This is a genomic window from Flavihumibacter sp. UBA7668, from assembly GCF_002483205.1.
GTDB lineage: Bacteria > Bacteroidota > Bacteroidia > Chitinophagales > Chitinophagaceae > Flavihumibacter.
The window spans coordinates 951,109-977,346 of the sequence record NZ_DLHM01000005.1; the positions used below are offsets into that span (position 1 = coordinate 951,109).

The following is a 26,238-nucleotide window of genomic DNA, read 5'->3' on the forward strand; positions in this document are numbered from 1 at the left end:
ATGTTCAGTATCATAAATGCCCGGATAATTACACCAGCAGGTGTCATCGAAGATGGATCGCTGACGATTCAGAATGGTGTAATCGTTGATGTGCAGGAAGGTGGGAAGAGGCCGCCGGAAACTGAATTACTGGATGCTGGCGGGAACTGGCTGGCGCCCGGATTTATTGATATTCATGTTCATGGAGGCGGTGGATATGATTTTATGGACAATACGGTAGAAGCTTTTCATGCAATAGCTGAACTGCATGCGAAACATGGAACCACTGCGATGCTACCCACAACACTAAGTAGTGAATTGGCCGATTTATATAAAACAATAGATTGTTACGAATCTTCGATTACGCACCCTCATTCCGGATCAAGATATTTGGGTTTACATCTGGAGGGTCCTTATTTTGCAATGGAGCAGCGCGGCGCACAGGATCCGCGGTATATACGAAATCCTGATCCTGAAGAATATCTGGCCATCATGGAAAAAACAAATAAGATCCGTAGATGGAGTGCTGCACCTGAATTGCCAGGGGCATTGGAATTTGCTGATGTATGCAGATCGAAAGGAATTTTGCCAGCACTGGCACATACTAATGCAGTGTATGATGAAATTTTAAACGGGCTGGCACATGGGTATACACTGGCTACGCATTTGTATTCTGCCATGTCTGGCATAACCAGGAAAAACGGTTTTCGACTGGCAGGAGCCATAGAATCAAGTTTGTTGCTGGATGAAATTGATGTGGAAGTCATCGCAGATGGGGCGCATTTGCCTGAAGCGCTGTTGAAATTAATTGTGAAAATAAAAGGCAGGGAAAAAATCGCTCTTGTAACAGATGCGATGCGCGCTGCCGGAACCAAGGTATCGACCAGTTATTTAGGAAGCAAATCGCATGGATTGGAAGTAATCATTGAAGATGAAGTGGCCAAATTGCCGGATCGATCTGCATTTGCCGGTAGTGTTGCAACTGCTGATCGCCTGGTTAGAACCATGGTTGAGTTGGCAGGGGTTTCCATTCCGGATGCCGTATATATGATGAGCACAACACCTGCAAGGATAATGGGCGTCCAGAATAAAATGGGAAGTATAGAAAAAGGAAAATTTGCCGATCTGGTTTTGTTTGATGACAATATACAGATTCAACAAACTTTCATTGGGGGCCAGCCGATAATGTAAAATCTATGGAAATATTAACTTATACCAGCCGGAATGAAATGGGTATCGCTGCAGCCAGCATGGTTGCTGATAAAGTGCGTGACTTACAGCAGAGCAAACCGCTTATTTATATGATGTTTGCCGCTGCACCTTCACAACTTGATTTTTTGGATGCATTTGTACAAGAAGAGCTGAACTGGAAAGGCATTATCGCTTTTCATATGGACGAATATATTGGCCTGCCGGAAAGCCATCCCGCGTCATTTCGGAATTTTCTAAACCGACATTTATTTGGGAAGGTTGAATTTGGCGCGGTACATCTCATCAATGGAGATTCTTCTGATGCGCAAATGGAGGCGGAACGGTATGCTGCTTTATTGGAAGCGCATCCGCCTGATATAATTTGTCTGGGTATCGGGGAAAATACCCACCTGGCATTTAATGATCCGCATGTAGCAGATTTTAATGATCCTGTATTGGTGAAACGGGTAGATCTGGATCTGGCCTGCAGGCAGCAGCAGGTGAACGATGGTTGTTTTAAGCAGATGAATGAGGTGCCGGAATATGCCCTTACGGTTACACTTCCCGGTTTGTATAGAGGGCAGTTTTTATATTGCATGGTACCTGGGAAAAATAAAGCAAAGGCCGTTTATCAAACGATGATGCAGGAGATTAGTCCGATTTTTCCATCCACTTTATTGCGCATGCATCCGCAGGTTGTCTTATTTTTAGATGAACAAAGTGCGACACTGCTGCCATCCAAATAGCAATTAAAATGGAAAAAAAAGAAGAAGAACTGGTAGGTGTTAAGGAGATAGCCCGTCTCGCTAAAGTTTCCATAGCAACAGTGGATAGGGTGTTGCATAACCGTACGGGTGTATCAGTAAAAACAAAGGAGAAAATTCAGCAAATAATCAAAGAGTTGAATTACCAACCCAATATTGTGGCACGTACACTGGCCAGTAGAAAGAAGTTGCGTTTTGCAGTTATTATTCCGGCGGTTTCTCTTGAAACAGCTTTCTGGCAGGCGCCATTGAATGGTATAGTGCAGGCCGAGTCTGCGTTTCGGCAATATGGAATAGTTGTTGAGAAGTTTTTATTTGATCAGAACGACCGTAAATCGTTTATTGAACAGGCAAAATTATTACTGCGAAAGGAGTTTGACGGAGTATTACTTGCACCCATGTTTGTAGAAGAATCCATTCAGTTTGTGGGACAGTGTCAGTTGCGCTTGATTCCGGTAGTAAATATCAATTCCGATCTGCCCGGACAGGATGGACTTGCTTATATAGGTCCGGATCTTTATCAAAGTGGTTACCTGAGTGCGCATTTGATCAGTTATCTGGTGAAACCAGATGAAAGTATATTGCTGGTAAATATTTCACGTGAGCTGGATAATGATCACCACCTGATGCGTAAGGAAGAAGGCTTTCGTGCCTATTGGCAAAAAAAGAAAGCAGTAAATGAGATCATAAAAACGGATATCCAGCAAACTGATTTGCCTGCCATAAAAAAACAACTGAGCAAACACTTGAAAAACTCTTCCATCCGGGCAGTATTTGTTACCAATTCCCGGGTAGCTGCAGTGGCAAAAGTGCTGGAAGAATTGGAGCGAACCGACTTACTATTGATTGGATTTGATTTTTTGGAGGATTCTATTGCTTATCTGAAAAAGGGAGTAATTGATTTTCTGATTTGTCAGAAACCCCAGGAGCAGGGATACCTGGGCATGAAGGCGCTTTATGATAAACTGGTATTACATCAGGAAATCCAAAAAAATCAGTTCATGCCCATTGATATTATTACGCGTGAGAATTATGTGTTTTATAATAACTGAAAATCCAACTTCATGAAAAGAAGAAATTTTCTGGAAAGGTTGTTGGTCAGCAGCGGTGGAGTTGTTGCGGCACCTCTGGCTGGTATTGGGGAAATAATTGAAACAAAAGCCAATCCTGCAGGATATGAAAAAAAGGAACATAATATGGAATCCTTAACTGCTGATTTAGTGATTGCTGGAGCGGGCATGGGAGGTTTGGCAGCAGCCCTGGCAGCACTTCGAAATAAACAAACAGTAATATTAACGGAAGAAACGGATTGGATAGGCGGACAGGTATCGCAACAGGGAGTACCACCTGATGAACATCAGTGGATTGAAACACACGGATGCACTCAATTGTACCGGGATTGGCGGAACCGGATCAGAAACTATTACAAACAGAATTATCCGCTTACGGAGGAAGCAAGGCAACGTCAAAATTTCAATCCCGGTGATGGAGCCGTATCCCGTCTTTGTCATGAGCCAAGGGTAGCTGTGGCTGTATTTATGGATATGCTTGCGCCTTATTTAAGCACAGGTCAGTTAATACTGTTACTTGAGCATAAAGCAGTAAAAGCAGAATATAGTCAAAATCGCGTACTGTCATTGGTCGTAAAGGGGCAAAATGGGAATGACAGGCAACTGATTGCACCTTATTTCATTGATGCTACCGAATTAGGTGATTTACTACCGATGACTGGTACGGAATATATAACCGGAACGGAATCAAAAGCAGAAACGGGAGAGTTGCATGCACCTGAAAAAACGGATCCAATCAATAATCAATCGTTCACCTGCTGTTTTGCTATTGATTATGTTCCTGGTGAAAATCATATCATTCCGGAGCCGGAAGAATATTCTTTTTGGAAGCGTCATGTTCCGGATCTGCATCCGGCATGGGCTGGAAAATTATTGGACTTACACTATTCTGATCCAAGATCGCTTAAGCCAAAGAAACTGGGTTTTCATCCGGAAGGGATTCCGCTGGGTGATGTTTTAAACCTCTGGAACTATCGAAAAATAATTAATAAAAACAATTTTATTAAAGGAGCTTATTCTGGAGACATTACTATCGTTAACTGGCCTCAAAATGATTATATGCTGGGAAATATTGTGGATGTTACGGATAAAGAACGCAAGTTTCATATCAATCGGGCAAAGCAATTAAGTCTGTCTCTTTTATATTGGCTTCAAACGGAAGCCCCCAGGCCTGATGGCGGGAAGGGCTGGCCCGGTATACGATTACGCAAAGATGTTATGGGTACAGAAGATGGGTTGGCAAAATATCCCTATGTGCGTGAAGCAAGGAGGATTAAAGCTTTGTTTACAGTGAAAGAAGAACATGTGGGCAGAGAACAACGGATTAAAATCACAGGTGATGCAAATGTGAAATGGGGAGCAAATTTTGTAGATAGCGTTGGGGTTGGATATTACCATATTGATTTGCATCCATCCAGTAATAAAGTAAACTACGTTGATTTTGGATCGCTGCCATTTCAGATTCCATTGGGTTCTTTAATTCCAATAAGGATGGAAAATCTGTTGCCGGCGAATAAAAATATTGGAACGACTCATATCACCAATGGATGCTACCGGCTGCATCCCGTTGAATGGAGTATTGGAGAAGCAGTTGGGTGCCTGGTTTCTTTTGCGAAAGAACATTCCCTTTCACCCAAGAAAATACGGGAAGAAAAATTAAAAGAATTTCAACAATTTATTAAAAGCCAGGGAGTGGAAACTGAATGGCCAAAAAACTAACTTACTGTAATGAAAAACACAACCCTTAACCGAAAGAGTTTTATTCTCCAATCTTCACTGGCTGGGATTGCATTGGCTATGCCTACCTGGATGATGGCCGGTGCAGTGTCTCCAGCTCAGACAGGTAAACGTATTGGGATTATTGGGTTGGATACCTCCCATAGCATCGCTTTTGCCAAATGGTTTAATCGGGATCAGGCCGATGGTGAAACCGGTGGATTCAAAGTAGTAGCTGCCTATCCGCAGGGCAGTTTGGACATAGTTTCCAGTACATCCCGAATACCGGCGAATACGGAAGAGATAAAAAAATACGGTGTAAGCATAGCCTCCTCCATTGCTGAATTATTAAATCAGGTGGATGTTGTTTGTCTTGAAACGAATGATGGAAGACGACATCTGGAACAGGCTATTGAAGTTTTCCAGGCAGGCAAAACGGTTTTTATAGATAAACCTGTTACAGCATCATTAAAAGATGCCATTTCACTTTATGAAGCTGCTGAGAAGTACAAAGTTCCTGTTTTTTCCAGCTCCTCCCTTCGCTATACTGCCAATACAAAATTGGTGGCTAAAGGAGACTTTGGTTCAGTTCTGGGAGCGGATACCTATAGCCCGGCAACCATTGAAAAAACACATCCTGATTTATTCTGGTATGGAATCCATGGGGTAGAAATGTTGTATGCAGTATTGGGTACCGGATGTCGTTCGGTTTACAGATCCTATAGCCCGGATGCGGATTTGGTAATAGGTGAATGGGCCGATGGACGAATTGGCACATTCAGAGGCACACGAAAAGGGAAAGCTGATTTTGGCGGTACAGCATTTTGTGAAAAAGCGAATGTGCAACTGGGGCCATTTGCCGGCTATATTTCTTTGTTAGAGGAAATAGTTCGATTTTTCCAAACGGGTATAGCCCCGGTTTCTCCAAAAGAAACGATTGAGTTAATTGCTTTCATGGAAGCAGCGGACAAAAGTCGCAAAAAAGGAAAAGCAATCAGGTTGTCGGTATAAGATCCGGCTTAATTTATGACATGAGCAAAGTAGACTATTGAATAACTGAATATACAGCCAAAATTGGCAATATTCCATGTTCGGAACAGGGCCTCTTTCTGTCTGTCCTTTCGGGTAAGTAAAATAGCCAGAAACCAGAAAAGAAAGGAGAGTATTAAATCCATCCAGTCAAATCTTCCATTGGATAATTGGAGTAACTGAAAAATTTCCATTACTACAGCAATAATAATGGGAGCCGGTGTCAGGTTGAATTGCCGCCCTTTTATTTCAAGAAAAAAATACGTTGAAATAATGCTTATACAAAAGATCCAAAGACCCTCAGGAAGAGAATATATAATCCAGTCTGCCAATGGCAGCAGGGTTTGAACTTCTGATTTCATTGCGCTGTATTTTTCCCAGGAGATGAGCGCTATGATCAGCTGATTTACAAGGGTCTTATCTGTTCTGTAAATAACATAAATGTACAAACTCATTAACAGCGAAAACCCAATGGCGTACCGGTATTGTTTCATGGTTTGCTATAGATTAGTAATTGGAAATAATCATGTAATCCAAAGCCTTCTTTTTTCTCCAGTGTAAAGGATTGAAGTCCGCCTATTTTTTCAATTTTAAAATAGGACCTGAAATGCAATAACCTGGAGAGTGGTTGAAATGCTTTATCAATCCTGCTTAACCAGGTTTCCGGGGTGAAATGATTTAAAATAAACAGTGTGCCGCCAGGTATCAAAACACGGTGGACTTCCTGCAACAGTTTTTCCGGATCGCCTGCCACAGCCAGTATATGTGATAAAACTATGTAGTTGTAGGAGGCATCAGGGAATTTCAATGCTTCACCATCCATTAGCAATAAATTAGCATTGTCAACATTCCGTTGTTTTGCCTTCTCCAGCATGGATGCTGATATGTCAATACCGGTGAGTTGGTGCAACTTGTATAAGGGCAGGTGACTTCCGTCACCAATACCAATTTCAAGGAGATTGCCTTTGGGATAACTATTAATTTCCTGTATCAATGCGATCCGCTGCCTTAATAAGAACAGATTTATGAGTGGATAAAAAACCCGGATCGTATTGTAGAATCCGGCTATAGAATCTTTCATTAAAAAGTGCTTTGAAAAACAAAGTAAGTATAAAAATGAGATTTATCCGAATTCTTTTCATTAAAATTTTGAGGTATTATGGATGGAGCTTAATGATTCCGGATTCCGCATAATCCAGTGCGGAACCCCAGAGAGGTTTCCAATAAATGGTTGCAGCTTCTGTACTGGTTGGGTCATCCTGGTCTGCATACCCAATATTCAGGCGGATACCAGCTTTTGAAAATTGAATTTCTTTAAGGGGTAATTTAATCTGAACCTGAACACCCTGGTCCGTAATCTGGCTGTTGCAGGATAGTGGGTATTTAACTGCAATTCCATCTAGTGTAGTTAACTGATAGGATGGTTTTTTTGAATCCGGTTCAACAGTCAGCAGCAGAGGACGCTGATTTTTATCCTCGAAATAAACCAATAGTTTATCGCGATGGACCCCTTTCTGAAATACAAATTGATCGTCTTTGATGGTTGCTGAAATTGCTACAAATCGGTTATCCTTATTTACATTGAATTGGATGTCGGCATCTTCCGTGCCATGCCAGTCCCAGTCCTCAGTTATATATTCCGGATGTTTCAGTTGAATTGTATTACCCAGGGTTACCGGCCAGTTTATGAGTATCCTTTGTTTTGAAGGAAGGGAATAAGGTTTGCCCTTTATGGTGTACTCACCGTCCAGTTCAACTGAGATAGGATCGAGACTGGCTAAATCAATAGGTTTATTATCGGCTGATTTCAGGAGAAAGGGTAGTTCGACGGCTGATCCGGGAGCCAGGGTGCGTTCGATTTTTTCAGGGTCAGAAAACAGCCCTTTTTGTTTTGGGAGGTATCCCCGGATTGTTAAAGGGATTTCACCCGGATTGTGCAATTTAAGAACAGGTTCAAGCGTGGATACGGATGAAGTGGTAGCCTGAACTGGTACTGTATTCAACCAGTTTCCGGAGGTAAGCGGTCGGATTTTTTTTCGCAGGGATTCATCTACAATATCTTCTTCAATGAGTCCGTTTAATTTCAGGTGGATCACTTTAGGTGTTGTTCCCTGAAATGTTACCCATGTAATATGATCGAATTCGCCAAATTGTTCTCCTCTGCGTTGACTGCCTCCTCCGCTGGTAGCCAGAATATAATATTTTCGGTTATTCCGTTCGCTCAGCAGATAATTATGAGTATGTCCGGCGAAAACGGTATAGTTTCTATTGGCCAGAGCTGCTTCAATTATTTCAAAACCAGTGTTTGATCTTGCCCATAATGGCTGGTGCATAAATACAAAAGTCCATTTCACATTTGGGAATTCTTTCAATATTGATTGAAAATAACGAACCTGTTCTTCCTTCATACCATAATCGCCCTCATCCTGTGAGTTCAGCGATAAAAACAATACGTCTTTGTATATGAAATAATAGTGCGATTGACCATATCTTCTTTTCCATTCTTTTTGCATCCAGGAATTGCTGATATCATGGTTGCCTGGAACATAAAAGAAGGGGACCGTCAATGGTTCCAGGATAGCATTGAATTCCTTCCATTGATCATGAATCAGCAGGGAATCAGTGGAATAGCCATTTATCAGATCGCCAACCGATAAAATAAACTGAGGTTGTAAGAGATTGGCTTTTTTAACGGCATCTTCAAAAATTCCGGGCACCATGCCGCCTGTACGGTCGCTCAGAATGGCAAATTGAACCAGACTGCTATCGGTATTAAAGCGTGTATTCGTAAGCGGTAATTGCCCTTTTGATTTATCCCATTTGAAGTAGGAAGGTTCCTGTGCATTAGTAAAAAAAAAGGTGAGCATCAGGATGGAAAAGCAGATCGAATGGAAGTTCATTTTGCTGCCCTTTAAAACAGGCTTACTAAAAATAGGCAATGAAAAAGCAAATGGCCAGAATAGGCCATTTGCTTACGTATATTGATGAAGATTATCCCGGTTTTTTGCGCAATTCCATACCAAATCCGGGTTTGTCGGAAACGCTGAGTTTACCATTGGCAATTGAATAACTGCTGAACTCAACATCATCCGAAAGGCAGCTTTGGAATCATCGAGTGTATATCCATTATTGGCATCCACGAGAATGCCGGTATCTTTTCCAAAGGCTGCATGAATCCGGTTTACGATGTCAATATCAGTTTGTAAGCCTTTATCATGTGGATACCATTTGAAACTACGGCCAATTTTTACTTTTAATTGGCGGTAACCAAAGTCATAATCCCATCGGCAGTTTTCCAGGACTTTATCAAGACCTGCCGGATTATTGGCAGGTTCCAGTTCATCAAGGTAAATCATCCCGCTATAAACGGGTGTTTCGAGCGTTCCTCCGGCACCTAATAATTTATATACGGGTTGATTAAGGATAATACCGCAAAGGTCATATAACGCGATGTCGGCATGTTTGGGTGTTCCGGGTAAAATTCCGGTAGCCGGATGAATCAGCTCATGCAGGGAGTTGCCTATCAATACACTGGCCTCCTGTTCATTTCGGAAGCCCGATTGTCCCCAGCCGATTGCTCCCTTGTCGGTTGTTAGCTGCATAATCCGCTATCTGTGGCGCTGTCCGTGTACATCCAGCTTTGCGTTTTTACCAACTAAGTGTGGCCACTGAAAATTAACATCACCCAGCTTTATGGATTTGATTTTATGTTTAGTTAATTCGGGAAATTGTTCTTCAGTGTCGAAGCCGGAGAAGCTGGCAAGCAAACCGGTAGGCAGGGCGGCCATCCCCAAACCAGTAAACGATACCGAGCGAAGAAATTTTTTTCTATTCATATCGGTAGTTTTCAATAACTACGCTGCTGTGCAAACGATCGCAAAGCTGTTAATAAAGTGTTAACGCAACAGATGGAATTGAATTTGGAACAAGGTGAATGTATATTCAGCCTGCAATTAATTCTAGAAATGTCTAATGATCCAATGGGATATATTACAGAGCGGGTTAAGGTGCCGGAGGAATTTGAATCTGTCTTTTCTCATTTTTATTTTGCCGGGAATGATTCAGATGAGATCATTAAAAAACGATTACTTCCTTCATTTCAGACAATATTGGTATTTAGTTTTGGCCATCCGGTTGAAATAACAACCAGAAATAACTCCATCATTACTGTTTCAACCTGCTTGGTTGTTGGGCCAATCAAATAGGCATTTGATTATACCTTACCACCAGCTTCAAGTATTCTGGTGGTGAATTTCAAGGATGATGCTTTTTTTCGTTTTTTTGGTCCGCTTGCTATTTTGCAACAATCCACTATTCATCCGGATGAATTGATCAAAGAAAATTGTTTTACAAAGTTATGGGCAACGCTTAAAACTATTTCGGGAAAGAAGGAAAGAATTGATTTTCTTTTGGCTTTTTGCAAGCCTTATCTGTCGGACCGGCATAAGATTGCCGTATTGCTTGCTGAACAAAAAGATCCGATTTTAGATCCTATAAAAAACGTTGCTATACTAACAGGTCTTACAGCGCGTAGTTTGCAAACGAAGCAAAAAGAGGTGTTTGGATACAGTGCAAAGGAAAGTGCAAGGTATTTTCGTTTTCTTATGGCTGTTCAACAAATACAAGCGTTTACAGAAACTGGGAAAAAAATAGACTGGTTTGAAATAATTGCTGCATGTGGATATTATGATCAGAGTCAGTTAATCCATGATTTCAGGCATTTTTCCGGCTTTACTCCAGCTAAATATGTAAAATTTCAGCTTGATTTATGTTCCAGTACAATCTAATTGTATTTCGTTTTCTTACAATTTCTGCCAATTTTCTACTGCTAGTTTTGGTTTTCAAAACAAGTAAACATGAAACATCTGATTATTTTCGCACATCCAAATGAATCCAGTCTGAATGCATCTTTGAAAAACTGGATTGTGCAATATTTGGAACAACAGCAGCAGGAGGTTCAGGTCAGGGATTTGAATAAAATGTGTTTTAATCCTGTTTTATCCCAGGATGATATGTTTGGACAATTTAAAGGAACAGTAGATGCTGAAGTGGGGAAGGAACAGGAATTGATCACCTGGGCAGATCAATTGATTTTTGTTTATCCAATCTGGTGGACAGGAATGCCGGCAATTTTGAAAGGATATATTGATCGCGTTTTTAGTTATGGTTTTGCCTATCGGTATGATAAGGGGATACAAAAAGGATTGTTATCAGGTAAGAAGGCAGTGATACTGAATACCCACGGTAAATCGCAGACAGAATATGAAGCTATTGGAATGAATGAAGCGCTGAAGCTTACTTCAGATAAAGGCATATTTGCCTACTGCGGACTGGAAATAATTGCTCATTTTTATTTTGACAGAGCAGACCGGGCAACAGAAGATGTCATCCGGAACTGGAAAGAAGAATTGGAAAAATTATTTCTATCTATTCCAGTACAGTAAATATAAATCCTACTCCATATACATTTTCGATTTTCACTTTATTGGAAGAAGATAAAAGTTTTCTCAATCTGGAGATAAAAACATCCAGGCTGCGGCCCAGGAAATAATCATTTTCTCCCCAGAGCTGAAGCAGGATATCTTCTCTTTTCAATACGCTGTTTCTGTGTTTATAAAGAAATTCCAAGAGTTCCATTTCCCTTGGGGTAAGTGATTCTTTTCTGGGTGTATTTCCGATGGATAATTTGAATACATCTTTATGCAGCGTGATATCTCCGATTTTCAGATCCGTACTAATTGTTTTTTGTGAAAATTCGACCGGTTTATTTCGGCGTATGATATTCCGGATTCTCAGCACCAGCTCATCAATGTCAAATGGTTTGCTGATATAGTCATCAGCTCCTAATCCCAGTCCGAGTAGCCGGTCTTTTTTTTCATTTCTGGCTGTAAGAAAAAGAAAAGGTGTTTTATCGTCCAGTTGAGAGAATTTTTTAGCCAGTTCAAAACCATCGGCGCCTGGAAGCTGGACATCAATCATAAGGAGATCATAATTTTCTTTATTTCGGTCAAATGCCAGGAAAGCATCCTCTGCCGTAGTATGCCAGTCTACTTCCAGGTCCATGAGTTGCAGGTATTGTTTTACCACATTACCCAGGTCAATTTCATCTTCTACAAATAAAACTTTGTGTTGCATAGGCGTTGAACTATTTTTCAAGTGGAATCCGGATAATAAAAAAGGTTCCACTGGTCTCATTAGAAAGGATTTCAAGTTCCCAGTTATGGGCATCGATACATTGCTTGGTATAAAAAAGGCCAAGTCCCAATCCATTGGTTGCATTGTTTTGCAAACCATCAGTATTTCTATAAAACTTGTCAAAGATAAAACGACGCGCTTTATCAGAAATGCCAATCCCGTTATCCGATATAATCAGCATCAGTTTTTCATAAGCCTGTTTAGTATGAATCTTAATTTCTTTGAGTTTGCTGTTGTTATACTTTATTCCATTGTCCAGGATATTATTGATCATGGTGGTGGTCCAGAATTTATCAAGTAAAACGAGACTTGATTTTGAATCATTTGTATAGGAAATGGATACCTGATTACTGGTCAATTGAAGACGATAGTCGAGTAAAAGTTCTTCCAGCAGATCTTCCATTATCAGGGTTTCCTTTTGCAGGCTGGATGCATTCATGACGGTAATGTCCAGCACCTGGCCAAACAGGGTTTTTAAGCGCTGTGATTGACGATCGATAACAGCAGTTAATGGCAGGATTTTATTTTTATCTTCTATGATTCGTTCATTCTGTAAGCTTTTGTTAGCCACAATTATAGCTGAGAGAGGGGTGTGTAATTCATGGGTTATACTATTTACAAAATCGGACTTGAGTTCAGCCAGTTTTTTTTGCTGAATCCAGTTACGGAAAGTAAAATAATAGATCAGCACTACCACCAAGATTGAAAAAAGAGAAATAGCCAGTGGTAATGCCATGCTTTTCAAAATATGTAAGGTGCGATAGGGGGTATCTGCATGCAGGGCAAAACTGGCAGCATAGGAATAAGCGGTAGGTGAACTTACTGTTATAGCGGTAACTTCGTTTTGTTTGTTAAGTTGTGCGGGACCGCCACTGTTCAGAATCCCTTTTGTTCCACCATTGCGTTGAAAAATGGGGACATAATTAGCACCGTCAAAACTTAAACTGATCACATCAATTGTTGATGCCCAGGTAAGTGATGTGTCCAGTTGGTTTTCCCGAATCAGCTGGTACATCAGCCGGTCAATAGAATTTTTTTGTTTCAATTCAAGGATCATACTATCCATAACAAGCTTGGAATAGCTGATTAACCTGTTCTTGGAAATTTTATTCAGGGAATCAAATTTTGCCATATTCCAAAGCAGGTATCGGTCAATGATCGCTTGTCCGCCTGGGAAAATTTTATCATTCCTGATACTTGACCGGTAGGCGTCTTTTAAGATGTTTTTCTCTGTTGAATAGAACTCATCATCCTTCAGCTTATAGGTATTGTAAATGAGAAAACACTGTACTGAAACCAGTACAATGAATCCGATGAATGCCATGATTTTATGTTGCTGTATGGAGAATTTCACCCTGAATGTTTAAACAATAAAGATAAAACCTTCCTGCAGGTTACAGCCCCGTTTAATTTCCGTTAACAATCTGTTTGGAGTTTATTAGCAGTACATAAGTCATATGTTAAATAGTTTTAAAAATTATCGCGAAGGATTGCATGCAAACAGCGAATTACGAGCTCTTTTAAGGGTTTGTATCATCTATTGACATCTAACTGTTATTATAATGAGCAAAAAAATTACAATAGCAGGAGGCGGATCTATGCGCGTCCTCCCGCTGTTTTGCGCAGCGATTCTGTCTCTTCCCATTACAGGAAAAGCAGATCGCGGCAACAAGCCAAACTTCAATGAACCTGCCGGATCAGTCTGGGAAAATCCCGCCTGGTTTCAGCAATCCATCTCGGGAATTGTTTCCAATGCGGTTAATAGCACGCCCGTAGCCGGTGCGTCTGTTGTTATAAAGGGTACAACTACAGGTGTAACGACCGACGATGAGGGGCGATTCACCATCAATGCGAAGCCCGGTGATATTTTGGTAGTATCCTATTTGGGATTTAAAACTACTGAAGTTCGGGTTGGACAGACCAATAATCTTACTATTCAGCTTAGAGATGATGTGCAGAGTCTTGATCAGGTTGTTGTTGTAGGATATGGTACACAAAAAAGAAAAGAAATTACTTCGGCAGTTACTACAGTTAAATCAACCAACTTTAATCCGGGAGGTTCACGTTCTCCAATGGACCTGATTCAGGGTAAAGTAGCAGGATTGAATATCACCAGAACAGCCGGTAATAACCCCAATTCAGGAGCATCCATTCAGTTAAGAGGTGTTACGTCTTTAACTGGGACCCGTAATCCACTGATTGTAATTGATGGAATTCCTGGTGGTAACCTGGATCTGTTGCAGCAGGATGATATTGAATCCTTTGATGTATTGAAGGATGGATCCGCGGCTGCCATTTACGGTACCAGAGGGAATGCCGGTGTTATCCTGATAACTACTAAAAAAGGTAAATCAGGAGCACCACGGTATGATTTTTCCACCTATCTGCAGAGGGAATATATAGATCGTAAGCCTGACTATATGACGGCCGGCGATTTTAGAAAATTAATCGATGATGGCGTAGTAGCAGAATCGCAGGATTTTGGTGCATCCACCGATTTGTATGAAGAATTGATTGATAAGAATAATCTGAGTCAGTATTATAATTTTTCTGCATCTGGTGGTACTGCACAAACCAATTATCGTGCGTCCTTATTCTTTAACGAAGCCAATGGAATTGCCAAACAAAACGGACGCGAACAATTTGGCGGTAGGGTGAATATCAATCAGCGTGGGTTGGATGATCGATTAAGCCTCTCTGTAAATATTGCTGCTACTATGAATAAAGCCAACCTTTTAGGTGGAGGAGGCGGTGATTTTGAGCAGGCTATCCAACGAAATCCAACTGCTCCGATTTTTAATCCGGATGGAACTTATTTCGAAACACAGGGCTTCAACAACTACAATCCACTTTCGCGGTTGGCTTATCGTATTTCTGAGCGGAATCAGCAGACTTTTTCCGGGGATGCATTATTATCGCTTAAGTTAATGAAAGGGCTAACTGCCAGTACATTTGTTTCCTATGTTAGGGATAACTACAATGACCGCTACTACCGTTCGAGAAGAGATTGGGATCAGCGTCCGAACAGTGATTTCCAGGGAATGGCTTATGCTTCCAAATCAAATTTTCTCTATTGGAGTAAAACACTGGAATCAACCCTTAACTATACCAAACAAATAGGTACAAAACATACCATTACAGCTTTGGCTGGTTATAGCTATCAGTATGAAACATCCGAGAGTTTCAGTGTAAATAATAATGGATTTACCACAGACGGTTTCCTGGATTGGAACCTGGGTGCAGGTAGCGCCATTCAGAATACTACCCTTCCACGTCCGGGTATGGGAAGCAATAAAGTGGATAATACCCTGATTGCATTTTTTGGTCGGGTTAATTATTCATTCAATGATCGCTATTTCCTTACAGGTATATTAAGAAGAGAAGGGTCCTCCCGTTTTGGTGCCAATCACAAATGGGGGAATTTCCCGGCGGTTTCTGCAGGCTGGGTGATTTCAGAAGAGGATTTCATGCAGGATGTTAATCTGATTAATCAGTTGAAGCTTCGGGTAGGTTATGGTGTTACAGGTAATCAGGGTATTCCCAATTATCAGTCGATTGTAACCTTGGGAACCGGTGGTGTGTATCCGCAAAATGGAGTTTATTACCAGACATACGGACCTGTTCGTAACCCGAACCCCAATCTTCGTTGGGAACAAAAAGCAGAATGGAACTTTGGATTGGATTTTGCCATCCTGAATAACCGGATTTCCGGTGCCATTGATGTGTATAACAGAACCACTAAGGACCTGCTGTACAATTACAATGCCCAGCAGCCATCTTTTGTCCGTGATCAGATTTATACCAACGTTGGATCAATCCGAAACAGTGGAGTTGAATTGCAGATTTCTGCTATTCCCATTCAAAAAAGAGATTTTCAGTGGAATGTTGATTTTACCGGAAATACACAGAAGAATAAGCTGACTCAATTGTCGAATGATGTATTCAAGGCAAACTGGCTGGAGTTCTACGGACTTCCTTCACCAGGTGCATTGGGTAATGCATTTCGTTTGGAAGAAGGTGGAGCAGTAGGGAACTTCTATGGAAAACGTTTTGCTGGATTTACTGAAGATGGTAAATGGCAGTTTTATAAAGCGGATGGATCCAAAGCACCCGCTAATCAGATGAACAATGATGATCTGGTGGTAATAGGAAACGGAGTGCCCAAGCTTCAGTTGGCATTAAACAATCGTTTTTCCTATAAGAATTTTGATCTGACCATCTTCTTCAGAGGTAAGTTTATGTATGATATCCTGAATACCAAAGACCTTTATTTCGGTAATAAAAACTGGTTGCCCAATAACCTCCTGAAAAGTGCCATAACTACTCACAATGAGTTAAATGATGCACCTCAGTATTCTGATTATTATCTGGAAAAAGGTGATTTCGTAAAACTGGATAACCTTACCCTTGGTTACAATTTCAACTTTAATACCAAACATATCCGCAATATGCGCTTGTATGTTACCGGTAGAAATCTGGCAACATTTACCGGTTATAGCGGTATTGATCCAGAATTACAGGATACTGGTTTTGAAACAGGTGTTGACGGACGCGGATTTTATCCACGTACCAAATCAATGGCTATTGGTCTTACTGTTGGATTCTAAAAAATGTATAGTATGAAAAAATTGAAGCTAAATAAATGGAGTTTGGTTGCAGTCATTGTACTTGCAACATCCATCAGTGGATGTACCAAACTGGATGAGACGCTCTACAGTGAGCTCAATAAAAATAACTTTTATAATAATAAAGTAGAAGTTATGCAGGCAGCCCTGCGTCCGTTTACGCATATGCAGGCCTGGCTGGCGCCAACCGGACAAAACGGATATTATTACCATGCTGAATTGTCCGCTGATCAGTTGGCCTGGCCGCAGAAAGGACGTCATGGATACGATGGTGGCGATCACTTTCGTCAGCATTATCATACCTGGACAGCCAATGAGCCCCGGATGCGCAGTTCCTGGACATTAATCTGGACCGGTGTTGGAATGATCAATGCTGCTCTTACAGATTTGGAAGCACTGGATTATGCGAGTTTAGGTATCAGTACGGAAGAAATGAATGCAATTGTGGCAGAGCTTCGTGTGCTGCGTGCATATCATTATATGAAAATGATGGAACTGTGGGGAAATATTCCAATTGCGGTAAAAGTGGGAGAACCATTGAATCCGGCTACACAATCCAGAGCGGAAGTATTTGCTTTTGTTCAGGAAGAGCTGGAGACCTATGTGCCTCAATTGCTTCCATATTCCAACGCTATGGTAGGACGGGTATCAGCTGCAGCAGGAAACGCTATGCTGGCAGAACTTTATCTGAATGCTGAATATTTTACCGGAACCGCTATGTGGGATCAAACCATTGCTGCATGCGATAAGATTATAAGCGGGCAATCAGGTGGCTTGAATGGTGGCCCTTCTTTAGCGACCAATCTGAATGAAACCTTCTCCAATACCAATCAATTGGCAAAAGAGGCATTGTTCCAGTTTGCCTTTAGCCGTAAAGGAGGTTTCACGTTTGGATGGGGTGGCTTCTTCATGGGGTATGATAATATCCGTGAAGTGTTGAAAGTTGGGTACGGTGGATGGAATGCATTTGTTGTAATCCCAACTGCTTATGATGCCTATGCAGAAAATGATCTCCGTAAAAAAGAATGGTTCCTTTTTGGACCCCAGTACAAATATGGTACTACCGAGCAAATAAAAGGAACAGAAGAATACAATGGTCAGCCTTTTGCATATGTAAACAGCATTCGCAGAGAAAGTGAAGGTGATCTGACAAGTGAAGGAAGTATGGCAGAAGGTGAGGAGAACAGCGGTGCCCGTTTCCATAAATACAAAAGTGGAACACTGGATGATCCAAACTACCAGGAGAACCATTATATTATCTATCGTCTGACAGAGATCTATTTTATTAAAGCTGAGGCTATCATGCGCAAGAATGGCGGAACAGCTACGCAGGAAGCCGTTGATCTGATCAATGCCAGCAGACGCCGTGCATTTACAGAAGATGACTGGGCTGCTGCTCAATACACTACTGCTACATTGACCCTGGATGAGTTATTGGCAGAAAAAGGTCGTGAATTCATTTTTGAAGGCAAACGTCGCGCTGACATTATCCGTTTCGGTCGTTTTACCAATGGAACCTGGTGGGATCACCAACCTACCGGTGATGCCCGCAAAGAGATTTATGCGATTCCGGCAACACAGCTTGCCGCTAATCCAAACCTGGTGCAGAATCCGGGTTATGAATAAATATTGCAGTTAGATTTGGTCTATACAGGTTGTCGCCGGTTTCGGTGGCAACCTTTCTTTAATTATAAGTTATGATGCGTAGTTTTTTTCTTTGTTTGACGGTTTTTATAGCACCTTTTGTATCTGCTCAGAAACAACGGCCGGCTATAGAGCCGGTAGATTATGTAAATACCCTGATGGGAACAGATTCAAAACCTTCCTTGTCCAACGGTAATACCTACCCGGCCATCGGTTTGCCCTGGGGAATGAATTTATGGACACCTCAAACCGGTGCCAATGGGAATGGCTGGCAATACACGTATAGTGCCGATAAAATCCGGGGATTTAAGCAAACCCACCAGCCATCGCCCTGGATGAATGATTATGGTATGTTTTCGCTCATGCCTGTAACGGGAAAAGCCCGTTTTGATCAGGAAGAAAGAGCCAGCTGGTTTTCTCATAAGGCAGAAATAGCCAAACCTTACTATTATAGTGTTTACCTGGCTGATCATGATGTTACTACTGAATTAACCACAACTGAACGTGCGGCTATGTTCCGCTTCAGTTTCCCCAAAACAGACAGCGCATTTGTGGTGCTGGATGCATTCGATAAAGAATCATTTGTAGAAATCATTCCATCTAAAAAAAGAATTGTTGGCTATACAACCAAGTATAGTAGAGGTCCTATAAAGAATTTTAGAAATTATTTTATTGTTGAATTCGATCAACCCTTTACCACAATGGGAACCTGGGTTGAAAAAGAATTACAACAAAACAGACTGAGCCTGACCCATGATAAAAATAATGGCGCTCTTGTGAGCTTTTCTATTGGGAAGAGAAATGGACAGGTGCATGCAAAAGTCGCCTCTTCCTTTATCAGTATGGAGCAGGCCGAACAAAATTTGACTGAACTCGGTACAAGTTCATTTGATCAGCTGGTAGCTGCTGGCCGAAACAAATGGAATGAAGTGCTTGGAAAAATAAAAGTTGAAGGCGATGATATGGATCAGATCCGAACCTTTTATTCCTGTTTGTATCGCATGGTTTTTTTTCCAAATAAACTTTATGAAATTAATAAAGAGGGAAAAATTTTGCACTATAGTCCGTATACCGGAGAAGTTCAGCCTGGTTATATGTTTGCCGGCACCGGCTTCTGGGATACATTCCGTGCCCTGTATCCTTTTCTGAACCTGGTATACCCTACTATCAACAAGGAAATGCAGGAAGGATTGATCAATGATTATAAAGAAGGTGGTTTTCTTCCGGAGTGGAGCAGTCCGGGTTATGCCAATATCATGATTGGCAATAACTCGGCTTCTGTAGTAGCGGATGCTTATATCAAAGGTTTGCGCGGTTATGCAATTGATACGCTCTATCAGGCGCTTCTACACGGAGCGAATAATGAAGGCCCCATGGATGCAGTTGGAAGAAAAGGCGTGGAGTATTATAATCGCCTGGGATATGTCCCCTATGATGTGAAGATTCGGGAGAATGCTGCCCGTACACTTGAATATGCATATGATGATTTCACTATTTACCAATTGGGAAAAGCATTGAACAGACCAAAAGAAGAAACCGAACTATATAGAAAACGCAGTCTTAATTATAAGAATCTGTTTGATCCACAACATAAACTAATGCGGGGAAAAAATCAGGATGGTAGTTTTCAGACGCCGTTTAATCCTTTCAAATGGGGCGATGCCTTTACCGAAGGAAACAGCTGGCATTATTCCTGGAGCGTTTTTCATGATATAGCCGGATTAATGAAACTTATGGGTGGGCGCAACGATTTTAATACTATGCTGGATTCTGTATTTTCCATGCCGCCGGTTTTCGATGAATCCTACTACCGGGGAGTAATACACGAAATAAGGGAGATGCAAATCATGAACATGGGTCAGTATGCCCATGGAAATCAGCCGATTCAGCATATGCTGTATCTCTATAACTATTCCGGACAACCATGGAAAAGTCAGGCAAGGGTTCGGGAGGCGATGGAGAAATTATATTTCGCCCGTCCTGATGGCTATTGCGGAGACGAAGACAATGGCCAAACCTCAGCATGGTATGTATTTTCTGCCATGGGATTTTATCCTGTTTGTCCGGGTACCGACCAGTATGTAATTGGCTCCCCGCTGTTTAAAAAAATGAGTATTCAACTGGAAAATGGAAAGCAGTTGCAAATTCAGGCGGCCTCCAATTCAAAGAAAAAAATCTATGTTGATGCCATAAAATTAAATGGAAAACCAGTGATGAAAAACTGGTTTAGTCATTTTGATTTGTTGCAGGGTGGACGGATTGATTTTACCATGAGTGAAATGCCAAATAAGTTGCGTGGTACTACCGATGCCGCTGTTCCTTTTTCTTTATCTAATGAATAATTTTAAAAAATTTGATGGATGATGCGCAGAATGCTGTTTATTAGTAGTTTTTTGATGCTGGCATTGAATGGTTGGGCCCAAAGCAGAATAAAAGATTGGAAAGATCTGGATCAGGGAACAACAATTAGCAGGGATACTATTCTTAAAGAAGGATTTTCACTGGTTTTTATAAATAAGGAGCCATATTTTGATACGTTAACCGGGAAACGGTTGGTAGAAACCTTTTTTACAGTATATCCGAAAGAAGTTAAAACCTACAATAGGGAATCGGCAAAACTGGTAGTGGTAATGATTGATCCCGCTTATTCCGGTGTTGCTGCAGCATCTTCCGGAATTATTAGAATCAATCCGGATTGGCTAAAACGGAATCCCGAGGATATAGATGTAATTACCCACGAAGCCATGCACCTTGTGCAGTCGTATCCGGGTGGTGCTGGTCCGGGTTGGATTACTGAAGGAATTGCTGATTATGTACGTCATCAGTTTGGTGTAAATAATGCAGCTGCTAATTGGAAACTAACACCTTTTAAAAAAGAGCATCATTATACCAATGCCTATCGCATTACTGCCCGTTTTTTTCTCTGGATTGAACAGCAGTACAAAAAGGGATTAGTTAAGGAACTGGATGGTTTGATGCGTTCAAAAAAATATACTGCCAGTTTTTGGAAAGATAAAACCGGATTTACAGTTGATTCCCTTTGGGCGATGTATGATAGAAACCCTCTTGTAAAGGGATTGCCTGATGTTAGGACTCCACTTGCCTATGTTAATCCTATGATTGGCACCCAACGCATGGGACATGTTTTTCCTGGAGCAACAGTTCCATTTGGCATGGTACAGTTGAGTCCGGATACTGATACCATTCCTTATGCGGTGAATGGCAAATACAATCCCGATGTATATAAATACTGTGCAGGTTACCAATATGATGATAAAACTATTGTTGGTTTCAGCCATACCCATTTCAGTGGTACCGGCCATTCTGATCTGGGAGATTTTCTGCTGATGCCAACAGTTGGTGAATTGAAGTTGAATCCGGGAACTGCCACCAATCCGGAATCGGGTTTTCGATCCCGTTTTTCGCATGCTACCGAGCAGGCAGAACCGAATTATTATAAAGTAAAACTGGATGATTATAATATCGAAGCTGAGCTTACTACAACGGAACGGGTAGGAATGCATCGCTATACTTTTCCGAAATCATCGGAAGCTCATATTATACTCGATCTAATGAGCGGTATTTATAATTACGATGATAAAAATGTCTGGACATTTGTTCGGGTTGAAAATGATACACTCATTACCGGATATCGGCAAACACAGGGATGGGGAAGAACACGTCTGCTATATTTCGCGATGGCTTTTTCCAGACCTGTACAATCCTATGGAAGTAAAAATTTCGATACTGAAACCTATAAAGGATTCTGGCGGAAATTTGACCAGACAAAAAACTTTCCTGAACTGGCTGGCAAAAAACTGCGGTTATATTTCAATTTTGATACGGAAAAACAGCAGGATGTGCAGGTGAAATTTGCCCTTTCTGCTGTGAGTGCGCAGGGAGCCGTTTTAAACCTTCAAACAGAAGCACCCGGCTGGGATTTTGATGCCATCAAAACAAGGGGGCAGGCAGCCTGGGAGCGGGAGTTGAATAAAATTGCGGTTACTGCTTTGGAAGAGGATAAAGTGAATTTCTATACTTCCATGTATCATGCCTTTATAAATCCCACAATATACATGGATGTGGATGGCAAGTACCGCGGACTGGATCAGGCAATTCACCAGGCGGATGGATTTGTAAACTACACTACCTTTTCTTTGTGGGATACCTATAGGGCACTTCATCCGCTTTATACGATTATCCAACCCAAACGGAATGCAGATGCTATTCGTTCCATGCTGGCACATTATGAGCAGAGCACATTGAAAATGTTACCCATCTGGTCCAATTCTGCCAATGAAAATTGGTGTATGACGGGCTATCATGCTGTTTCTGTGCTTGCAGATGCAGTAGTTAAAGAACTGCCGGGATTTGATCCAAATGAAGCGTTGGAAGCAAGTGTTGCTACAGCCCGCAATCGAAAGTATGATGGACTTGATCTATACCTCGATAAAGGTTATATACCGGTCGATAAAAATGGAACAGGTGTATCTACTACTCTTGAATATGCCTATGATGACTGGGCAATTGCTCAGATGGCTGCCAAACTTGGAAAATCAGAAATTGCCGCAGAATTTGGAATGCGTGCAGAGAATTTCAGAAATGTATTTGATGCCAGTTCCGGTTTCATGCGTGCCCGTTTAAGTAATGGAAAATTCCGCGAGAGATTTGATCCTCTTAATACACATGGTGAAGGTTTTATTGAAGGTAATGCCTGGAATTTTTCCCTTTTTGTACCGCAGGATCCGGCTGCATTAGCCGGTTTGCTTGGGGGAACAAAAAAACTGAGCAAATATTTGGATACTTTGTTCAGTATGGAGTTGCCCGACAAATATTTCGCCGGTACAGAAGATATAAGTCGGGATGGGATCATTGGCGGATATGTACATGGAAATGAGCCTGCACATCATGTGGCTTATCTCTATAACTGGACTGACCAGCCCTGGAAAACCCAATCAACTGTTCGGATGATTTTAAGGAATCAGTACCATAATGGTCCGGATGGCCTGGGTGGCAATGATGATACAGGCCAGATGAGTGCCTGGTATATTTTCAGCGCCCTTGGTTTTTATCCGGTATCACCTGGTGCTGCTGAATACCAGATTGGAAGCCCACTTGTTCAAAGAGCCAATCTTCGACTGGAGAATGGAAAAACCTTTTCTATTGAAGTGATAAACCAGGGAGAAAAAAATGTTTATATCAAAAAGGTCGAATTGAATGGAAAGCCGCTGAATCGCCTAATTATTACACATGGGGAAATTATGAGGGGCGGAAAACTGGTTTTTCATATGTCTTCCACTCCGGCAAAATACCGTCAAAAGACCCTGGTAATCGGTTCATATTCAGATTAGTTTTACAAATGGAAGACTGGTCAGTTCATTTGTCATATATTTTTTTGCAAAAAATTTGAATAACAAAAAAAAGTAGTAATATTGCAACTAAAATATAGTTGCAATTTTTATTGTTTGTTTTGACATTGTAATTGGCCAGGTTTTTTTTGTTGTAAATCTAAAGCCTTTAAAATGTCAAAAAGAGATAAGTTGATAGATCGGTTTTTAACTAAACCAAAAGATTTTACCTGGGATGAATTGGTAAGATTATTGGCAGTTTTTGGCTATTCAGAATTGAAGTCAGGAAAAACAGGTGGTTCAAGACGAAGATTTGCAAATGCTGAAATGGAGATGCTAAATTTTCATAAGCCACATCCCGGGAATATTGTAATGCAATATGTGTTGGAGCAATTAATAGATTTTCTTAACAGGCAAAAACAGTTAACACATGAACGATTTACTTAAGTACAAAGATTATTTCGCTTCTGTGGAGTATCATGCAGAAGATGAAATTTTTTACGGAAAGGTGCTGGCAATTACAGATCTGGTGAGTTTTGAAGGTGCTTCTGTAAAAGAATTAAAGAAAGCATTCAAAGAGGCGGTTGAAGATTATCTGGAAGCTTGCCAACAGTTGGGAAAAGAGCCGGATAAAACCTACAAAGGCAGTTTTAATGTGAGAATTCCTGCAGAACTTCACAAAGAAGCAGCTTTGTTTGCAGCAAACAAAAAAGTCTCCTTGAATGATTTTATCAAATCAGCCATTGATTTTGCGCTTTCCAATAAAGTTGCTCTTAATAAACGAATGGCAACCAATAGCTAGTTTGTTTGGTTCCCTTTCAACTGTTTATATCAGAAAAATTCAGATTGGTCGAAAAAAACTCTGAATTAAGGGGCATTATTTGGTATTTTGTAGGCATGCGATCGCAATGGTATTCCAAAAAATGGGTGGGATTAAGCCTGCATCTTCTCTTTTGGCTCATTTTATTTGGAGCTCCCTACCTCCTTCAGCCCGTTTGGAAAGGTCGTCCGGCGGATGTTGGAATTAAGCGGGAAGGGTTTTATTACCTTCTTTTTTTTAATAATCTCTTTCGTCTTCTCCTGTTTTATTGCAACGCATATATTTTATTACCCAGACTTGTTTACGGGAGAAAATACCTGCTGTATGGTTTGATTTTATTGGCCTTTTTCGGATCAATGTTCCTGGTGGATCAGGCGCTGTTTCATTATTTTCTACCCGGATTAGAGCACCATGCCTGGAATTTTGTAGTGTTTAATATTTTGCCTTTTTCATTTATAGTAATTGCCAGTGCGGCCTATCGGATCATTCGTGATCGCATTAAGGAACGGGAGCTGGCCAAAGAAAAGGAAATGGAGTTTTTAAAAACGGAGTTGGCATTTCTGCGCTCGCAGGTGAGTCCGCATTTTATGTTCAATGTTTTGAATAATATGGTGGCCCTGGCACGAAAAGGATCAGATCAGCTCGAACCCTCCCTCATAAAGCTGTCCAGTTTGCTACGGTATATGTTATATGAATCTGATCAGGAAACCGTACCACTTCAAAAGGAAATCGATTACCTGAATAGTTATATTGACCTGCAACGGCAACGTTTTGGCAAAAAAATCCCTATCACAGTTGATTTTACCGGAGTGGACGGGTCTTACGAAATTCCGGCAATGTTATTAATACCATTTGTTGAAAATGCATTTAAGCATGGAACCGGTTTTATAAGAGATCCACAGATTTATATCAGCCTTAAAACTTTGGATGGGCAATTGGAATTAATTGTAAGAAATCGATACTCTCCTGATCAGCTGGAGGTAAAAGATAAAGCATCCGGTATCGGATTGCCGAATACCATCCGACGATTGAATTTGCTATTTGGGAAAAAGCATGACCTGGCCATTTCCAAAGAAGATGACTGGTATATTGTTGTGCTTAAATTGTCGCTCACATGAAAGTACGTTGCCTTGCCATAGATGATGAAGAACTAGCATTGGAATTACTGGTGGATAATATCCGCAAAGTGCCATTTTTAGAATTGGTTGCTTTCAGCAGTGATCCATTTGAGGCATTGGAAATTTTGCAAAAGGAAAAAATTGATCTTGTTTTTCTTGATATTCAGATGCCTGGCTTAACCGGACTGCAGTTCATTAAAAGCTTGCCCGATTCCTGTTTATATATATTGGTAACTGCCTATGATAAATATGCATTGGAAGGCTTTAATCTGCAGGTGGTTGATTACCTCGTAAAGCCGGTTGCAATGGATCGGTTTATTCAGGCAGCCAAAAGAGCACAGGATCTTTTGGCACTGAAACTACAAACTTCCAAATCTGGCCAGGTTGCTGATAAAGATTATTTTTTTCTTCAGATAGACTATAGTCATGTAAAAGTTTCTTTTAATGAAATCCGTTGGATCGAAGGCCTCAAGGATTATGTGAAGCTTCACATGAGGGATCCTTCAAAGCCTTTAATTGCGAGAATCAGTATGAAAGCTTTGGAGCAGCAGTTGCCGACTGCGCAATTTTTACGGATACATAAATCATTTATAGTTTCAATTCAATTCGTTACATCCATCCGTAAAAACAGCCTGTTTATTGGTGAGATGGAATTGCCGGTGGGTGAAAATTACAAGGATACCATCGCAGCGTTTATGGGAAATCCGAACAGGGACCAGGAATAAGGATTGGTCGCAAT

Annotated in this window: 23 protein-coding genes; 16 read left to right on the forward strand and 7 right to left on the reverse strand. The window is 41.1% G+C overall.

What is annotated here, in order from left to right; genetic code table 11:
* Genes nagA through B2746_RS16185 form a run of 5 tightly spaced genes read left to right on the forward strand, consistent with a single transcriptional unit; the run spans position 1 to position 5,731 of the window.
* On the forward strand, positions 1–1,170 hold the full coding sequence (gene nagA / locus B2746_RS16165) for an N-acetylglucosamine-6-phosphate deacetylase (RefSeq protein ID WP_290795985.1): 1,170 nt from the start codon (positions 1–3) through the stop codon (positions 1,168–1,170).
* Positions 1,171–1,175: 5 nt separating this feature from the next.
* Positions 1,176–1,916: a glucosamine-6-phosphate deaminase gene (locus tag B2746_RS16170; RefSeq protein WP_290795986.1), complete on the forward strand. Its 741-nt coding sequence runs from the start codon at positions 1,176–1,178 to the stop codon at positions 1,914–1,916.
* Between the two features lie 8 nt (positions 1,917–1,924).
* The gene (locus B2746_RS16175; RefSeq protein WP_290795988.1) at positions 1,925–2,986 is read left to right on the forward strand and encodes a substrate-binding domain-containing protein; all 1,062 of its coding nucleotides are present in this window, start codon (positions 1,925–1,927) and stop codon (positions 2,984–2,986) included.
* Positions 2,987–2,998: 12 nt separating this feature from the next.
* Positions 2,999–4,723 (forward strand): FAD-dependent oxidoreductase, encoded by a 1,725-nt coding sequence (locus tag B2746_RS16180; RefSeq protein ID WP_290795990.1) that lies wholly within the window; start codon positions 2,999–3,001, stop codon positions 4,721–4,723.
* 9 nt (positions 4,724–4,732) lie between these two features.
* On the forward strand, positions 4,733–5,731 hold the full coding sequence (locus B2746_RS16185; RefSeq protein WP_290795992.1) for a Gfo/Idh/MocA family protein: 999 nt from the start codon (positions 4,733–4,735) through the stop codon (positions 5,729–5,731).
* A gap of 8 nt (positions 5,732–5,739) precedes the next feature.
* Here B2746_RS16185 and B2746_RS16190 read toward each other — a convergent pair whose 3' ends face one another.
* From B2746_RS16190 to B2746_RS16210, 5 genes are all read right to left on the reverse strand, one after another.
* Positions 5,740–6,243, reverse strand: a complete 504-nt coding sequence (locus tag B2746_RS16190; RefSeq protein WP_290795994.1) for a hypothetical protein — start codon at positions 6,241–6,243, stop codon at positions 5,740–5,742.
* Positions 6,240–6,830, reverse strand: coding sequence for a class I SAM-dependent methyltransferase (locus B2746_RS16195; protein ID WP_290795996.1), 591 nt, complete (start codon positions 6,828–6,830; stop codon positions 6,240–6,242). Before B2746_RS16195 ends, B2746_RS16190 begins: the two co-directional genes overlap by 4 nt.
* 76 nt (positions 6,831–6,906) lie before the next feature.
* A complete protein-coding gene (locus tag B2746_RS16200) occupies positions 6,907–8,649 on the reverse strand; it encodes a metallophosphoesterase family protein (protein ID WP_290795998.1) in 1,743 nt (580 codons plus the stop codon).
* A 72-nt stretch (positions 8,650–8,721) separates the two neighbouring features.
* Positions 8,722–9,351, reverse strand: a complete 630-nt coding sequence (locus B2746_RS16205; protein WP_290796000.1) for an enolase C-terminal domain-like protein — start codon at positions 9,349–9,351, stop codon at positions 8,722–8,724.
* Between the two features lie 6 nt (positions 9,352–9,357).
* Entirely contained in the window at positions 9,358–9,585 is a 228-nt protein-coding gene (locus B2746_RS16210) for a hypothetical protein (protein ID WP_290796001.1), read from the reverse strand.
* A 129-nt stretch (positions 9,586–9,714) separates the two neighbouring features.
* Here B2746_RS16210 and B2746_RS16215 point away from each other — a divergent pair, with 129 nt between their 5' ends.
* The 3 genes from B2746_RS16215 to B2746_RS16225 all read left to right on the forward strand — a co-directional run bounded on the left by B2746_RS16215 (position 9,715) and on the right by B2746_RS16225 (position 11,193).
* The gene (locus B2746_RS16215) at positions 9,715–9,954 is read left to right on the forward strand and encodes a hypothetical protein (RefSeq protein ID WP_290796003.1); all 240 of its coding nucleotides are present in this window, start codon (positions 9,715–9,717) and stop codon (positions 9,952–9,954) included.
* Positions 9,955–10,077: 123 nt separating this feature from the next.
* Positions 10,078–10,536, forward strand: coding sequence for a helix-turn-helix domain-containing protein (locus tag B2746_RS16220; RefSeq protein WP_290796006.1), 459 nt, complete (start codon positions 10,078–10,080; stop codon positions 10,534–10,536).
* Between the two features lie 69 nt (positions 10,537–10,605).
* A complete protein-coding gene (locus B2746_RS16225) occupies positions 10,606–11,193 on the forward strand; it encodes an NAD(P)H-dependent oxidoreductase (protein WP_290796008.1) in 588 nt (195 codons plus the stop codon).
* On the opposite strand, the gene B2746_RS16230 is transcribed toward B2746_RS16225, so the two are convergent.
* Together B2746_RS16230 and B2746_RS16235 are read right to left on the reverse strand one after the other, a co-directional pair.
* On the reverse strand, positions 11,177–11,884 hold the full coding sequence (locus B2746_RS16230; RefSeq protein ID WP_290796010.1) for a response regulator transcription factor: 708 nt from the start codon (positions 11,882–11,884) through the stop codon (positions 11,177–11,179). The two genes, B2746_RS16225 and B2746_RS16230, sit on opposite strands and share 17 nt — an antisense overlap.
* A 10-nt stretch (positions 11,885–11,894) precedes the next feature.
* Complete coding sequence (locus B2746_RS16235; protein WP_290796012.1) at positions 11,895–13,298, reverse strand: sensor histidine kinase; 1,404 nt, start codon at positions 13,296–13,298, stop codon at positions 11,895–11,897.
* A gap of 208 nt (positions 13,299–13,506) precedes the next feature.
* Here B2746_RS16235 and B2746_RS16240 point away from each other — a divergent pair, with 208 nt between their 5' ends.
* The 8 genes from B2746_RS16240 (at position 13,507) to B2746_RS16275 (ending at position 26,224) form a co-directional block, all read left to right on the forward strand.
* Positions 13,507–16,551, forward strand: a complete 3,045-nt coding sequence (locus tag B2746_RS16240) for a SusC/RagA family TonB-linked outer membrane protein (RefSeq protein WP_290796014.1) — start codon at positions 13,507–13,509, stop codon at positions 16,549–16,551.
* Between the two features lie 12 nt (positions 16,552–16,563).
* Positions 16,564–18,195, forward strand: a complete 1,632-nt coding sequence (locus B2746_RS16245) for a RagB/SusD family nutrient uptake outer membrane protein (protein WP_290796016.1) — start codon at positions 16,564–16,566, stop codon at positions 18,193–18,195.
* Positions 18,196–18,266: 71 nt separating this feature from the next.
* Positions 18,267–20,555, forward strand: a complete 2,289-nt coding sequence (locus tag B2746_RS16250) for a GH92 family glycosyl hydrolase (protein ID WP_290796018.1) — start codon at positions 18,267–18,269, stop codon at positions 20,553–20,555.
* Between the two features lie 18 nt (positions 20,556–20,573).
* Positions 20,574–23,564, forward strand: coding sequence for a GH92 family glycosyl hydrolase (locus tag B2746_RS16255; protein WP_290796020.1), 2,991 nt, complete (start codon positions 20,574–20,576; stop codon positions 23,562–23,564).
* A 171-nt stretch (positions 23,565–23,735) separates the two neighbouring features.
* Positions 23,736–24,008, forward strand: a complete 273-nt coding sequence (locus B2746_RS16260; RefSeq protein WP_290796022.1) for a type II toxin-antitoxin system HicA family toxin — start codon at positions 23,736–23,738, stop codon at positions 24,006–24,008.
* Entirely contained in the window at positions 23,992–24,363 is a 372-nt protein-coding gene (locus B2746_RS16265; RefSeq protein WP_290796024.1) for a type II toxin-antitoxin system HicB family antitoxin, read from the forward strand. The genes B2746_RS16260 and B2746_RS16265 overlap by 17 nt, the downstream gene beginning before the upstream one ends.
* A gap of 95 nt (positions 24,364–24,458) precedes the next feature.
* Positions 24,459–25,499, forward strand: coding sequence for a sensor histidine kinase (locus B2746_RS16270; RefSeq protein WP_290796026.1), 1,041 nt, complete (start codon positions 24,459–24,461; stop codon positions 25,497–25,499).
* Positions 25,496–26,224 carry a LytR/AlgR family response regulator transcription factor gene (locus B2746_RS16275; RefSeq protein WP_290796028.1) on the forward strand — a complete coding sequence of 243 codons (729 nt, stop codon included), beginning with the start codon at positions 25,496–25,498 and terminating at the stop codon, positions 26,222–26,224. Before B2746_RS16270 ends, B2746_RS16275 begins: the two co-directional genes overlap by 4 nt.
* The last annotated feature ends 14 nt before the right edge of the window (positions 26,225–26,238 follow it).